This is a genomic window from Clostridium algidicarnis DSM 15099, assembly GCF_002934235.1.
Lineage (GTDB): Bacteria > Bacillota > Clostridia > Clostridiales > Clostridiaceae > Clostridium_L > Clostridium_L algidicarnis.
Genome location: NZ_PTIS01000001.1, coordinates 51,895 through 65,666, shown reverse-complemented (window position 1 = coordinate 65,666; position 13,772 = coordinate 51,895). Strand labels below are relative to the sequence as shown.

The following is a 13,772-nucleotide window of genomic DNA, read 5'->3' as shown; positions in this document are numbered from 1 at the left end:
ATATATAAGGTATAATTAGATGAATTATGAGCTAAGAATATACTAATTAATCATATTGCTATTTAAACTGTTATCTTTTTAAATAGTTTTACATTAAAATACAAGGAGTGAGTTACATTAAAGATACAAATTATAAAATTTTAATAGAAAACTTAAAAACTTCGGAGGATAAAGAGAGAGCCAAAATAATAACTATACTTTCAAAGGATTATACTTTGGCACTACCTCTTTTATGGAATGAAGCTTTAAGTGATGAAAACCCAAGAGCAATACTTTCTGCTATAAGAGATATTATAAAAAAAGAAAAGCCAAGAGAAATGCTTAAAAGAAACATAGGTAGTTCTAAAGAAAAGCTTAAAACCTTTCTTCAAAGTCCAGATGCAAAAACAAGAAAAAACACCTGTGGCATCATTAGTGAATTAGCTGATCCTGCCTATTTAAGTTCGTTATACACTGCTTTTGAAAAAGAAGATCAGCTATTTGTAAAGTCTTCATATATCCTTGCCATCGGAAACTGTGGAAAAGCTTCTGATGGTGAAAAGCTAGAGAAAATACTTGAAAGTTTAATATCAAATGAAAAAGCTTGTACCGATAAAAGTGAGCTAATAAAAAATGCAAAACATATAAATGAAGAGAAGCTTGTCCTCGGAAGAGCAATAGCTAAATTGTCTAAATCCGTAAAGCATAAATTTAAAGGCTTTGAAGAGGCTGTTCCTATGCTAGTTACAGCAATGAATAAAGAGTTTAGAGTTACTCTAAATGAGCTTAAAGAAAAGTCAATTAAGGGTAAGCTTGTAGATGATGGTATCCTTATTAAAGAAAAAGACTTAGATAACATCTACAGCTGCAGAACCTTTTATGAACTTCTTTACCCTTTAGATTCCTTAGAAAAGCTAGAATTTAATTCTGATATAATAGCTACAGCAATTTTAAAAGCTAATATTATAAACTTTTTAAATAGCTGTCATGAAAATACATCTACTTATGATAATTATTTTCCTTATAGAATTGAATTAAAAACTGAAAATTACAATAAGGAAAGATCTGACTTTTTAAAAAGCTTATCTATAAAATTAGATGAACTTTCAAAGGGAAAACTTAAAAATAGTCCATCTTCCTATGAAGTTGAAATTAGAATAGTTGAAAAAAACAGCCTTTGCAATGTATTCATTAAACTATATTCATTTAAAGATACACGATTTGACTATAGAGAAAACACCTTAGCAAGTTCTATAAACCCAGTTACAGCAGCAATTGTAGTAAAGTCTATAGAAAAATGGTTAAAAAATGATTCAAAGGTTTTAGATCCTTTTTGTGGGACCTCTACTATGTTAATTGAAAGGGCTAAGTTAAAGGAAACTTCTAGTTTAACAGGCATTGATATATTTGGTGATGCTATAGATTTCTCGAAAATAAACTCAAGACTTTCAAATACAAAAATAAAGCTTATAAATGAAGATATATTATCTTACAAAACCTTTGATGTCTTTGACGAGATTATATGTAATATGCCCTTTGAAGCTAACGTTGGAAGCAAAAATCACACTATAGATTTATATCGTGAATTTGTAGATATGATTCCAAAACTTGTAAAGCCTACTGGCATGGTATTCCTTTATACCGTGGAAAAAAACTTACTTAAACAAAATTTATCAGGTAATAATCATTTAGAACTTCTTGATGAAATAAAGATTGAAAGTGGCGGACTTACACCAAATGTCTTTGTTCTAAGAGTTAAGTAATCTATTATATTAATAGATATAATTAAAAGTATTAACTTTAAAGGTTAATACTTTTAATTTTACACATTATAATCCATAATTATGAGTAAAATATATTTTCTTATACTTTACATCAAAGAATATCCACCTTTTAAAATGTTACTTTTTTAAAATAAATCTATTGGATATGTACCATAAGTCTTAGCTGCATCTATAAACATTTCAACCTTTTCAATTGGTGTATTCATTGGAATTTGACATCCGGTGCTTAAAATATACCCCTTTTTAGAATCATGCCCCTTAGCAATACACTCCTTAACTGACTTAAAGATTTCTTCTTTAGTCCCCTTATAAATCACATCCACCGGTGGAACATTTCCAGTAATTATAACTCTATCCCCCATAACCTTTTTAGCCTCTTCTAAATCTTCTATATTATCTATACTAAAATTAGAAATACCTGTCCTAGTGACATCTTCCCATATACCACGGCTCTTACCGCATATATGTATACTTGGAGCATTACCAGTCTTTTCTTTTATCTTATCTACATTTTTTTGAAGATAAGGTAATGAAAACTCTCTAAATTGCTTTGGACTTATAAGACTATTAGATGAAACTGGATCTGCAAATCCAATAGATAAACCCAGATTAGCTACTGCTTCTATATATTTATTGTTAGATTCAACTACTATTTCCATTAGTGTATGAATACTCTTAGGATATTTTATCATCCATTTTAATAAATTTTCTGTCCCTACTAAAGAAGCTGCCACACTAAAAGGTCCAGACATAGCAGCCCCAACATCCACTTCTTTTATAAGTGCATCTCTAGTAAGTCTTAAAGCTTCTATTAATATTGGCAACTTTCCGTCTTTTAACGGATTTGCAACTTTAAGAGATTCAATTTCTTTCGGGGCTTTAATAATAGGTTCTAATAGATAAGAAATATTATAATCAGGATAACAAACCTTAGAACCCATAGCCTCAGCAACACCTCTAAGACTAGTAGATATTCCTACACTATCATGCCCAAGCCTTCTAAACAGTGCTATTTCAAGATCTGCCATAAGCCTTGCCGAATGATAATAATCCCTAGCTGTTACTCCTATAAAAGGAACCATAGTAACTCCCATATCAGGGATACAGAGTATACGATCAATTTCTTCACCTTTAGAAAAAGCATCCATTCTTTCTCTCGGAGTCATTTCTTCCCTTTTCAATTAAATCACTTTCCTTCCCTTATAAAAAGCAAACCATCATATAAGCTAATATACCTAACTCTAAATGATTATATCCAACATAATGAAATAAGTATAATAGAATTATCTTATAGAAAAGTAAGGTTTAATTGAATTATTAAATAAGCCACCCTGTTTTAACCTCTTGAAGTATGTCCATATGTTTATAATTTTTTACTACCTCTATTAAATCTTCCATGGATTTGTTTATAAACTTATTTTTATGATATACAATACTAAAGTGTCTATTCCATGCACATTCTGAATTTTGTATTACATAGATTTCACCATTTTTTATTTCTTCTTCTACAAGCCTAATAGATATAGCCGCCAAATACTGATTTTCTAAAACTGCCCTTTTAATAGCTCCAGGACAATTGCTTTCCCATTTAGTTTTAATAGTTACTCCATTTTGTGACATATAATTTTCAAACAGTTCTCTAGTTCCACTACCTTTTTCACGCATGGCAAAGCCTACACCCGATAATTCATTTAATTTAATTTCTTTTCTACTGGCAAATGGATGTTTAGTACTACAAACAAGAACTAAATAATCCTCTACCTCAGGAATACAGATTAAGTCAGAACTCTTAATCTCACCTTCTACAATACCTATATCTAATTCAGAATTCAATAACTTTTCTTCTATGATTTTTGTATTATTTACATAAGCATAGGTTTCAACCTCAGGACTACTTTCATTAAAGCTACTTAAAATATTGCTTAAAATGCAATTGCCTATTGTAACTGTTGTTCCAATTCTTATCTTCTCTACATGTTTTGACTGAATCATATTTTCTTCTAAGTCATCAAATTGATTTACCACATACCTTGCATAAGAAAGCAATCTTTTTCCTTCCTCTGTTATGTATAATTTCTTACAAAAACGTTCAAATAAAAGAACACCATAGTGCTGTTCCAATTCTTTAATTGTTTGACTTACTGTTGGCTGTGAAATAAAAAGATTTGATGCAGCTATACTCATCTTCCCACTATCTGCTACTTCAATAAATATTCTTAAATGTCTTATAGTCATAGTGTTCTCCTCTCTTTAAGGGCTTTTAAAATGATCCATAGGTTTTACCTATGATATTGATAAGATATTATCACTTTCTTAATAACTGCACAAGTGATATATTTATGTTATAAGATAATTATTATATTTGATGGGGGATTATATTATGGCAACTTTAACTATTAGTACTGAAGATGAAAAAAGGGTAAAAGGGCTGGGGTTTCTTAGTAATAAAGGAACTGACAACTTCTCTGCTAGAATTATCACTGTAAATGGTAAGATTACATCAGCTCAAAATAAATGTATATCAGAGGCAGCTGAAATCTTTGGAAATGGAATTGTAACTTTTACTACTAGGCTAACTGTAGAAGTCCAAGGTATACCATATAATAAAATTGATGACTTTAGAGCATACCTGGCGAGAGAAGGGCTTATAACAGGTGGTACTGGGGCTAAAATCCGACCAATAGTCTCTTGCAAGGGTACAACCTGCCAATATGGATTAATTGATACCTTTAGCTTATCAGAAGAAATACATGAAAGATTTTTTAAGGGCTACTCAAATGTTAAGTTACCTCATAAGTTTAAAATTGCTGTAGGTGGCTGCCCTAATAACTGTGTTAAACCTGAATTAAATGACCTTGGTATAATCGGCCAAAGGATTCCAAATTTTAATGCAGATGAATGTAAAGGTTGTAAAAAATGCTCTGTAGAAAGTGCCTGTCCAGTGAATGCCTCTAAGGTAGTTGGTGGCGTTCTAAAAATTGACGAGGATAAATGTAATAATTGCGGACGTTGTATTGGTAAGTGTCACTTTAAGGCTATGGAAGATGGTACAACAGGCTACAAAATATACATAGGCGGTAGATGGGGGAAACGCATTTCTCACGGAATAGCACTTAATAAAATATTTCTAGATAAAAATGAAGCTATGGACGTAATAGAAAAAACTATACTTTTATATAAGGATCAAGGTAAAGCTGGGGAGCGTCTGGCTGAAACTATTGAAAGACTTGGTTTTTTAGATATTCAAAATCAGCTACTATCAAATGACCTTTTAGATAGAAAAGATGAAATATTATCAATAACATCTCTTTAAAAATTCTAATTAAAAATCAAAAATAAAAACCACTCAATTCACGAGTGGTTTTTATCATTCATAGTATACCTTAATATAGACACTCTCCATTAAAATGATGTGGCTATCTTAAGATTTAATACTCTTTTGCATTTGTGATATTAATTCTTTTATAGTTATAGTATCTAAGTCAATCCCGTCTATGGATAACCCATCTTCAATACATGTCTTAACTGTCCTTGATATACTAGCATCACCAATTGAAATAGCACCAACTATGCTATTATCTTTTATGAATATTTTAATATACTTACCATCTACTTCTTCACTTATACTATTATCATAGCTTCCGTAACTTACATCTCCCATAGAAAATAAGGAAGTATTGAAGGCGTTAAATACAGTAACAGGAACTGCATTTTTATATATTACATTATCTTCAGCCATATTACTTCCAGCTACTGTACCTTGTTCCGTAGCTTTCATCCATAATCCTTCTATATTACCTTTAAATTCAGCAACATCGCCTGCTGCATAAACATCTTTAATGGAAGTTTCCATATTGTCATTTACTACTATACCTTTATTAGTTTTAATTTTAGTATCCTTTACTATTTCAATATTTGGAATCATTCCTATAGAGTATATTACGCTGTTACAAGGAATAACCTGTTTTTCATTTATGCTAACAGCCTCTACTTTTTTGTGTCCTAAAATTTCATCTACTCTAGTATCACAAATGAATTTTACTCCTGTGTTTTCTATTTTTTCTTTTAATATAGATGACGCTCTTTCATCTAATAGCCTAGGCATAAGTCTCTTTCCAGCTTCAACAATAAATACTTCTTTTCCATTTGAATGCAATGTCCAAGCGGTTTCAAGACCTTGAACCCCTCCACCTATATGAACAACATTGTGTTTTTCTTTAAGATAATCTTTAATATTATTTGCATCTAATACATTTCTAAGTGTAAACACCCCTTCTTTATCTGAACCTATAATAGGTAACCTTCTATTTCTTGACCCTGTAGCGATTAACAATTTATCGTAGGAAATGTTTTCTCCCTTTGAACTCATTAAAATCTTATTTTCTACATCTATCTTTAAAATTCTTGTATCTTTAAAAAAGCTTATATTGTTTTCTTCATACCACTGTTGCTTTTTCAAAAGAATTTTATCATTATTTAAATCTTTAAATAAGTCTTTAGATAACTTTATTCTTAAATATGGCATCATAGACTCTTCTCCATATATGGATATACTTCCACTTTTATCTTTATCTCTAATAGCCTTAGCTGCACTAATTGCAGAAATACCACTTCCTATAATAACATAACCTTTATTCATATCCTGTACCTCTTTCATCTATAATTATCATAAGTTTATTATAATTATTTTAAGTCTTTATTAGATTATACTTTATTTCCTTATGAATATCTTTGATCCTGATCACTTTTTCCTAGATATAGTTCCATCTAAAGGTGATATTTCATACAAATATATGAAACCTTTATTCTTTATAACCTCTACATAATAAGCACCATTACAAGTATGGTATCTGTCATCTTTTCATCATTAGACTCATATAAAAAATATATTTTACCTTAATCAAACATTATATTAGTACAATTGTTAGTTATTTAAGTAATCCCTCTTTTTCAAGATATTCCTTCGCAACATCTTTAGAGGATTTTCCTTCTACGTTGACTTCATAATTCATTTTACGCATTTCATCCTCTGTTATTTTACCTGAAAGTTTATTTAACGGCTCCTTTATTTGTGGATACTTTTCAAGAGTCTTTTTAAGCATAAGTGGTGCTCCTTGGTAAGGAGGAAAGAAATTCTTATCATCTTCTAATACCTTAAGATTATATTGCTCAAGTTCACTATCTGTAGCATATGCATCAAGTAAATTAATATCACCTGATTTTATTGCACTGTAACGTAGTTTTGGTTCCATAGTCTTTATATTGTCAAAATTTAATCCATAAACTTTTTTAATACCTTTATAACCATCTTCCCTGTCTACAAATTCTAAGGTAAATCCTGCTTTAACGTTACCTTCTATATTTTCCAAATCTGATATCTTTGTAAGATTATGTTCACTTGCAATGTCTTCAGATACAGCAATAGTATAAGTATTATTGTATTTCATAGGCATTAAAAATTCCATTTCAAAATTTTCCTCAAGGCCAGTTCGCGCTTGCTCATAAACCTCATCTGGTTCATGACTTATCGCATTTTCTTTTATAAATGATTCTAGAACTGTCCCTGTAAATTCAGTATATACATCAATATCGCCTGAATTTATGGCGTTAAAAAGGAAACTTGTTTTTCCAAGTCCAGGTTTTAAGATTACATTAAGATCCGTCTCCTCTTCAATTATAAGTTTATACATATTAATTAAAATTTCAGGTTCTGATCCAAGCTTTCCTGCAATAATAACTTCTTTCTTTTGCGTTGTAAAATATGGTAGAACAACAACATAAGATATTACCATAACACCTATGCCAATTGCTATCATACTCTTTTTTAAAGATACCTTTTCAAGATAACGAAGTAGTACATCAAAAACAATAGCAAGAAGTGCTGCAGGTACTGCTCCAATTAAAATGAGATTATTGTTATTACGATCAATACCTAGAAGAATTAAATCTCCAAGCCCACCAGCTCCAACTAAAGCAGCAAGTGTAGCTGTACCGATTATTAAAACCATAGACGTTCTAACTCCAGCCATAATAACAGGCATTGCAAGTGGTAGTTGAACTTTATAAAGTTGCTTTCTCCTATTCATACCCATAGCCTCAGCAGCTTCTATTAACACAGGGTCAATTTCTTTAATGCCAGTATAGGTATTCCTAAGTATTGGTAAAATTGCATAAATCACAAGTGCAATAACAGCAGGAACCTGACCAATTCCTACTAATGGAATAAGTATTCCAAGAGGAACCGCAATAAGTACAGCTATAAATATTGAAATAAAGGAAATCTGCATATGTTGAAAAAGCGCAGTTACTAATTGTTCTTTACGTTCTTCAAGAGTTGAAATTAATGTAACCATTAAACATCACCGCCTTTTTCAAGTTGCATAGATATAAATTTAACCACATTATTAGAATCAATTGTTCCAATGATTTCTCCTTTATGCCTTACCAAAATTAATTCCTCATCTTTTAATAACTTAAGTAAATCTTCAAAGGATGATTCATCATCTATGCTTATATTATTATTTTGAGTTTTGTATTTATAATGATTATAAAGTTCTATATCAATTAAGTCCTTTACCTTATACTCTCCTTTTAGAACACATGTATTATATGCATTTCCTGACTTAAAAAAGTTTTCTACAAAATCATTTTTAGGGTTACTTATAATGTTTGTTGGTGTATCGTATCACATTGAACCACTTCTCCATCTTTCATGACACAAATTCTATCTCCAAGGGCCAAAGCTTCTTGCATATCATGGGTTACAAAAACAATAGTCTTTTTAATCTTTTTTTGAAGTTTTACTATGTCTTGTTGAAGTTTTTGTCTACTAATTGGATCTAATGCACTAAAAGGCTCATCCATTAAAATTATCTTAGGATCACCAGCAAGAGCCCTAACTACACCTACACGTTGTTGTTCTCATCCTGAAAGCTCTGATGGCTTCCTTTTACGATACTTATCAGGTTCAAGTCCAACACTTTCTAGAAGCTCCGTTATTCTTCCATTAACCTTTTTCTTATCCCATTTTTTAAGTTCTGGAACAATAGCTATATTCTCCTCAATAGTCATGTGAGGAAAAAGTCCTATTTGTTGAAGTACATATCCTATATCCCATCTTAATTCATGAATATTATACTCACTTATTTTTTTATTATTTATATAAATAGTACCCTCGCTAATATCTACTAACCTATTAATCATTTTAAGTGTAGTAGTTTTACCACAACCACTAGGCCCTATAAGTACAAAAAGCTCTCCATCTCTAATGTTTAAATTTAAAGATTTCACAGCTACATTATCATCAGGATAATGTTTAGATACATTTTCAAATTTAATCATATGACTGCTCCTTACATTTTTATTTAGATAAATAAAGTGAGGGGTAGTATGGATATTTTGTCAGAAATTAAAAAAGAGCACGAAAACTTTAGAAAAATTGCAGATGAGATTAGTAAAACTACATCCAGAGCTGAAAAGACTAGGGAAAAAAAGTTTAAAAAACTAAAAGATGACGTAAAAGCTCATCATGAATCTGAAGAATATGTGTTATTTCCTGATTTAAAAAATCATACTGAATCTAAAGAAATTACTCTTGAAGGAATTGAAGAGCATAAAGTTATTCATTATCTACTAGATGAAATTGACAAGATTAAAACTACTGATGAAACCTTTAGTGCAAAGTTCTCAGTTTTTAAGGAAATACTAGAACATCATATGGATGAAGAAGAAAAAGATCTTTTCGAAAAGGCAAGGAAAGTTTTAAGTAAAGATAAACTCGAGGAAATGAAAGATAGTTTTGAATCTAAAAAAACAATTGAAAAATAATAAATGTTCAAATATCAACTAAATGTAATGCTCACTGTAATAAGTGAGTGTTACATTTAATTTTATTTATTGTCCTTTATTTAATCATGTTTATAAATTGTTCTTTCAAAAACGTGATTTATTACCCAGCTACATAGTAACCCTAAAATTATACCAACTAAAACATCTGTAGGGTAATGTACATATAAATACAACCTAGAAAAAGCTATCAACGATGCTAATGCAAAGAATCCCACTGCATACTTTTTAAAATGCTTTGATAAAACACCTGCAACAGCAAATGAAGATGTGGTATGACCTGATGGAAATGAATAAGATAAAGGCTTTGCAATTAAAATATTAATAACATTAATATCACTTGATGGTCTCATACGGTGAACTGCATGTTTTAATATTCCTTCTCCTAAAATCGTACTTAGCCCTAATGCTGCTAAAGCCATAATCCCTATTTTCCTATACTTTTTATTAATAATTAAGGCTAATGCTATTATTATCCATATCATACCCATATCACCAAGCTGTGTGACCATAACCATGGCTCTATCCATAACAGGTCCATTTATGTTATCTTTTATAAAAATCAATATTGATCTATCAAATTTTTGTATTAAAGATATCATTTTTATTATTCCTCCTTTTATTTCTAAACAGTATCTCAAAGTACTTCTTACAAAACTTATAAAGTTTCTAATATAACCGTTACTTGTGTTCCTTTACCTTCTTCACTTTGTACATTTACCTCTCCCTTGTGTACATCTATAATCCATTTAGCAATAGATAGTCCTAACCCAGTACCAGCAATATCTTTTGATCTTGATTTGTCTGCAGTATAAAATCTTTCAAATATATTTTGTATTTCATCTTTTGGTATTCCTATACCGCTATCACTAATAATAATTTTTACTCTTTTGTCTTTTGTTTCTAAACTTATATCGATGTTCCCTTGTGCTGGTGTAAATTTAATACTGTTATCAACGAATATTCTAACCATCTGCTTTATCATTTTATAGTCTGCAAATATACTAACATTATTATTTTTTTCACTGGATATTGTATGATTTTTATCTATAAGGTTAGTTTCTGTAACCACTTCATAAATGAGTTCATTAAGCAAAAATTCCTTTTTCTCTATCCTTTGATTTTCAGTATCTCCTAATCTTTTAAGTTCATCATTTGGCCCGGTAATCTCAATTCTTTCTTTTAAATTATTAATACTGATATTATCAGCTGCTTTAATTATATGGTCTATAGGTCTTAACATTCTTTTACTTACAAAGTAGCCTACTATAATTGAAGCGATAATACCTATAAAATCACTGATAAGCATAAAAACAAATAAAATCTTCATAAAATCATATTCATTATCCATGTCTTTTATTATTTGAATGTATATAACACCATATTCCTTAGTTTCACTTCTCAAATTTTTATATATCAAGTGTTCATCATCGTATTTAAATTTCTTTGTTTTATTAAAAGGTTCTTTAATTTTAATATTATAATTAAATTTGTCTGACAAATTTAGTATCTTTCCATCTTCTTGTACTACCTTTATAAATATATTTTCTTTAGATGATACATTGTAACCAAGTTCTTTATCTAATAATTCTAAAATTCATAATTAATCACCTTCAATAACATACCCTACTCCCCTTACAGTATTTATAAGTTTATCTTCAAATCCATCATCTATTTTAATACGCAAATATCTTATAAACACATCAACTACATTAGTATCTCCTATATCAAGTCCTAAAACCTTATCTGATACATCATCTTTTGCTGTAAGCATAATTATAGGAACCTTGGAAAACTTTCTTATTCTTCTACAAACTTCAATTCCATTTAATTTAGGTATCATAATATCAAGAAGTATTAAATCATATTCTATTTCCTCTGATAAATTTAAACCTTCTCTTCCATCATAAGCTACATCACCGTATATTCTTCATGATTTAATTCCATTTTAATAAACATTGACATTTGCCTTTCATCTTCTACTAAAAGAATTTTAAAGTTCTTCAAATTAAACCCTTCCTTTCATAGCAAAATAGTGAGCTATTAGCTCACTATATATTTATAATATACACTATCTTTTTACTATTCACCATGCTGGTTATTATTTTTTCCATCTCTATTTTTATTTTCCCCTTTATCTTTTTGATTGTGTACTTTTAATATTGCACCACTTTCTGAATCCAACTTAACAATTTGAAGCATATTTTCTTTATCCTTTATTTTAAACTTATACTCATAAACTGCTTCCTCAATATTTAATTCTTTTTCTACCTTTATAACTTCACCTGGTACCTTTACTAATGCAATTTTTTGAAGATCCTCTTGACTATATTTTAAGTTAGCCTTTAACTTTGAATAAACTACCATTCCTGATATTCCAGCTACAATAACAACAGCAAGTAAGCTAATTGATATAACAGTAATTATCCTCTTTTTATAAGTTTTAAAAAACTCTTTTAGCTGTACAAAAATATTTTTCACCTTTAAATTACCTCCTACATTTTTTTCTTCTATTCTTATATATTACATATACTAAATTAAAGGAAGCTAAAAATCAGATTAAAACTACATTAAAATTAAGCACCTTATTTATAAATAAGATGCTTAATTTTAATCTATAACTCTAAATGCACTATTTAATCAAAAGAATCTTAAGACATTACTATTTCATAAACTTCTTCGAATCTATCAATTACATAATCATAGCCTGTAACTTCCCCAAACCCATATCTTGCATAAATAAAAGGTATGGAGGCAAATCTTGATGCTTTTAAATCTCCTTTAGTATCTCCAACATATATAGGGCTTTTTAAATTATTTCTATCTATTATTAAATTTATATTTTCACCTTTAAGAAGTCCTGTTCTACCTGGATTTTCATAGTCAATAAAATATTTACTTAACCCATGTGCCTTAAAAAACGCTTCAATATAACCACATTGGCAGTTACTGACTATGAATAGTTTATGTGTAGTAGCTAACTTTTTTAGATTTTCTTCTACTCTAGGGTATAAGATGCCACCCCTATTTTCTAAATAACCACATTCTTCTTCACAACATTTTTTAATGATTTCAAGTCCTTTTTCCTTGCTTAAGTAAGGGAAAAATTTAAGTGAAATATCTTCTATTGTAAATCCCATAATACCTTTTATATCATCTATTGTTAGTTTCTCTTTTACTTCACTATATTTACTTAATGTTTTATTAAATGACCTCACAACTTCAGCCGTTGAATCCCATAAGGTACCATCTAAATCAAATATAATACTGTCTAGCTTCATTGTTTATCCTCCAAGTTCTATATTTATCTTTTGTACATAATTAGGTTAATTTTATGTTCTTTACTTGTTTATCTTCATCTCATCTATAGTTACATTAGGATTTTTATATCTTCCTTTATTTTCTGTACCTTTTCCATATTGAATAGCTTGAACTGGACATAGATGAAGACATGCCAAACACTGAGTACAATCCTCTCCCCAGGTAGGTTTACCATTAACCTTTATGGTTTTGGAGTTACAAACGCTCTCACAAATCCCACAGCTTATACAATTATCCTTAGCATAAAACTTCTTTGTTTTGTTACTACCGTTACTAAAAAGTGGATTTATAACACTTGTTAAAAGTCCAGGCATAACTCCCTTTACCAGTTTAAATATACCCTTTTCTCTTTTATCTATAGCACCATTTATATACTTAAGTGTTTCTTTAGCTTCCGAAAGTTTTTTATCTTCTACTTCCTTTGAATCAACATCCCCCATAATAATATAATTATTAGGCATTATTAAAGAAAAACCACTGTGCAACTCAAGATTTCTTTTCTGTAATGCAAAGCTCATAGCCTTCATTGTGTTTCCTATATTAGCCCCACAAGTTGCTACAGAAAAGATGTAATTATCTTTGTAGTTATTAATCTTTAATTTTTCAATAAATTGAAGAACTATCTTTGGTGGTGCCCAGGCATAAACTGGATACACAAACCCTATAGTTTCATTATCTTTTAATATATACTCAAACTCAGTCTTACCACTATTAATCAAAGAGGCTATAGAAATTAACTCCTCATTATTATGCTTTGCAATGTCTTTAGCTACATCAAAGGAATTTCCTGTTCCTGAAAAATAAAATATCATATTATCCCACCTACCATCATATTTATCCGAT

General features: G+C 29.7%; 14 protein-coding genes and 1 pseudogene. 3 read left to right on the top strand and 12 right to left on the bottom strand.

Annotation, left to right across the window (positions count from 1 at the left end; all coding sequences use genetic code 11):
- The first annotated feature begins 107 nt into the window (after positions 1-107).
- Positions 108-1,742 (top strand): methyltransferase domain-containing protein, encoded by a 1,635-nt coding sequence (locus tag BD821_RS00305; RefSeq protein WP_242971436.1) that lies wholly within the window; start codon positions 108-110, stop codon positions 1,740-1,742.
- 146 nt (positions 1,743-1,888) lie between these two features.
- On the opposite strand, the gene BD821_RS00300 is transcribed toward BD821_RS00305, so the two are convergent.
- Positions 1,889-2,944, bottom strand: coding sequence for a uroporphyrinogen decarboxylase family protein (locus tag BD821_RS00300; protein WP_104408814.1), 1,056 nt, complete (start codon positions 2,942-2,944; stop codon positions 1,889-1,891).
- A gap of 136 nt (positions 2,945-3,080) precedes the next feature.
- Positions 3,081-3,998: a LysR family transcriptional regulator gene (locus BD821_RS00295; RefSeq protein ID WP_104408813.1), complete on the bottom strand. Its 918-nt coding sequence runs from the start codon at positions 3,996-3,998 to the stop codon at positions 3,081-3,083.
- A gap of 145 nt (positions 3,999-4,143) precedes the next feature.
- Here BD821_RS00295 and BD821_RS00290 point away from each other — a divergent pair, with 145 nt between their 5' ends.
- Positions 4,144-5,076 (top strand): (4Fe-4S)-binding protein, encoded by a 933-nt coding sequence (locus tag BD821_RS00290; RefSeq protein ID WP_104408812.1) that lies wholly within the window; start codon positions 4,144-4,146, stop codon positions 5,074-5,076.
- Between the two features lie 108 nt (positions 5,077-5,184).
- Here BD821_RS00290 and BD821_RS00285 read toward each other — a convergent pair whose 3' ends face one another.
- The 4 genes from BD821_RS00285 to BD821_RS13745 all read right to left on the bottom strand — a co-directional run bounded on the left by BD821_RS00285 (position 5,185) and on the right by BD821_RS13745 (position 9,104).
- Positions 5,185-6,402, bottom strand: a complete 1,218-nt coding sequence (locus BD821_RS00285; RefSeq protein WP_104408811.1) for an NAD(P)/FAD-dependent oxidoreductase — start codon at positions 6,400-6,402, stop codon at positions 5,185-5,187.
- A 289-nt stretch (positions 6,403-6,691) separates the two neighbouring features.
- Positions 6,692-8,116 (bottom strand): ABC transporter permease/substrate-binding protein, encoded by a 1,425-nt coding sequence (locus BD821_RS00280; RefSeq protein ID WP_104408810.1) that lies wholly within the window; start codon positions 8,114-8,116, stop codon positions 6,692-6,694.
- 307 nt (positions 8,117-8,423) lie between these two features.
- A complete protein-coding gene (locus tag BD821_RS13750) occupies positions 8,424-8,627 on the bottom strand; it encodes a hypothetical protein (RefSeq protein WP_278335132.1) in 204 nt (67 codons plus the stop codon).
- Positions 8,628-8,684: 57 nt separating this feature from the next.
- The gene (locus BD821_RS13745; protein ID WP_278335131.1) at positions 8,685-9,104 is read right to left on the bottom strand and encodes an ATP-binding cassette domain-containing protein; all 420 of its coding nucleotides are present in this window, start codon (positions 9,102-9,104) and stop codon (positions 8,685-8,687) included.
- Positions 9,105-9,152: 48 nt separating this feature from the next.
- Here BD821_RS13745 and BD821_RS00270 point away from each other — a divergent pair, with 48 nt between their 5' ends.
- Complete coding sequence (locus BD821_RS00270) at positions 9,153-9,590, top strand: hemerythrin domain-containing protein (RefSeq protein WP_104408809.1); 438 nt, start codon at positions 9,153-9,155, stop codon at positions 9,588-9,590.
- Between the two features lie 80 nt (positions 9,591-9,670).
- On the opposite strand, the gene BD821_RS00265 is transcribed toward BD821_RS00270, so the two are convergent.
- The 6 genes and pseudogenes from BD821_RS00265 to BD821_RS00240 all read right to left on the bottom strand — a co-directional run bounded on the left by BD821_RS00265 (position 9,671) and on the right by BD821_RS00240 (position 13,741).
- Positions 9,671-10,210: a phosphatase PAP2 family protein gene (locus BD821_RS00265; protein ID WP_104408808.1), complete on the bottom strand. Its 540-nt coding sequence runs from the start codon at positions 10,208-10,210 to the stop codon at positions 9,671-9,673.
- Positions 10,211-10,266: 56 nt separating this feature from the next.
- Entirely contained in the window at positions 10,267-11,109 is an 843-nt protein-coding gene (locus BD821_RS00260; protein ID WP_242971435.1) for a HAMP domain-containing sensor histidine kinase, read from the bottom strand.
- Positions 11,110-11,211: 102 nt separating this feature from the next.
- Positions 11,212-11,615: pseudogene (locus tag BD821_RS00255) on the bottom strand (response regulator transcription factor).
- A gap of 75 nt (positions 11,616-11,690) precedes the next feature.
- A complete protein-coding gene (locus BD821_RS00250; protein WP_104408806.1) occupies positions 11,691-12,089 on the bottom strand; it encodes a PepSY domain-containing protein in 399 nt (132 codons plus the stop codon).
- 170 nt (positions 12,090-12,259) lie between these two features.
- Positions 12,260-12,889, bottom strand: coding sequence for an HAD family hydrolase (locus BD821_RS00245; RefSeq protein WP_104408805.1), 630 nt, complete (start codon positions 12,887-12,889; stop codon positions 12,260-12,262).
- Positions 12,890-12,949: 60 nt separating this feature from the next.
- A complete protein-coding gene (locus BD821_RS00240) occupies positions 12,950-13,741 on the bottom strand; it encodes an EFR1 family ferrodoxin (RefSeq protein WP_104408804.1) in 792 nt (263 codons plus the stop codon).
- Between the last annotated feature and the right edge of the window lie 31 nt (positions 13,742-13,772).

Excerpts from the sequence above, each read along its gene's own strand:
- BD821_RS00265 (WP_104408808.1), bottom strand. The coding sequence starts at position 10,210 with ATGATATCTTTAATACAAAAATTTGATAGATCAATATTGATTTTTATA.
- BD821_RS13750 (WP_278335132.1), bottom strand. The coding sequence starts at position 8,627 with ATGGATGAGCCTTTTAGTGCATTAGATCCAATTAGTAGACAAAAACTT.
- BD821_RS00270 (WP_104408809.1), top strand. The coding sequence starts at position 9,153 with ATGGATATTTTGTCAGAAATTAAAAAAGAGCACGAAAACTTTAGAAAA.
- BD821_RS00295 (WP_104408813.1), bottom strand. The coding sequence starts at position 3,998 with ATGACTATAAGACATTTAAGAATATTTATTGAAGTAGCAGATAGTGGG.
- BD821_RS00285 (WP_104408811.1), bottom strand. The coding sequence starts at position 6,402 with ATGAATAAAGGTTATGTTATTATAGGAAGTGGTATTTCTGCAATTAGT.
- BD821_RS00290 (WP_104408812.1), top strand. The coding sequence starts at position 4,144 with ATGGCAACTTTAACTATTAGTACTGAAGATGAAAAAAGGGTAAAAGGG.
- BD821_RS00245 (WP_104408805.1), bottom strand. The coding sequence starts at position 12,889 with ATGAAGCTAGACAGTATTATATTTGATTTAGATGGTACCTTATGGGAT.
- BD821_RS13745 (WP_278335131.1), bottom strand. The coding sequence starts at position 9,104 with ATGATTAAATTTGAAAATGTATCTAAACATTATCCTGATGATAATGTA.
- BD821_RS00280 (WP_104408810.1), bottom strand. The coding sequence starts at position 8,116 with ATGGTTACATTAATTTCAACTCTTGAAGAACGTAAAGAACAATTAGTA.
- BD821_RS00240 (WP_104408804.1), bottom strand. The coding sequence starts at position 13,741 with ATGATATTTTATTTTTCAGGAACAGGAAATTCCTTTGATGTAGCTAAA.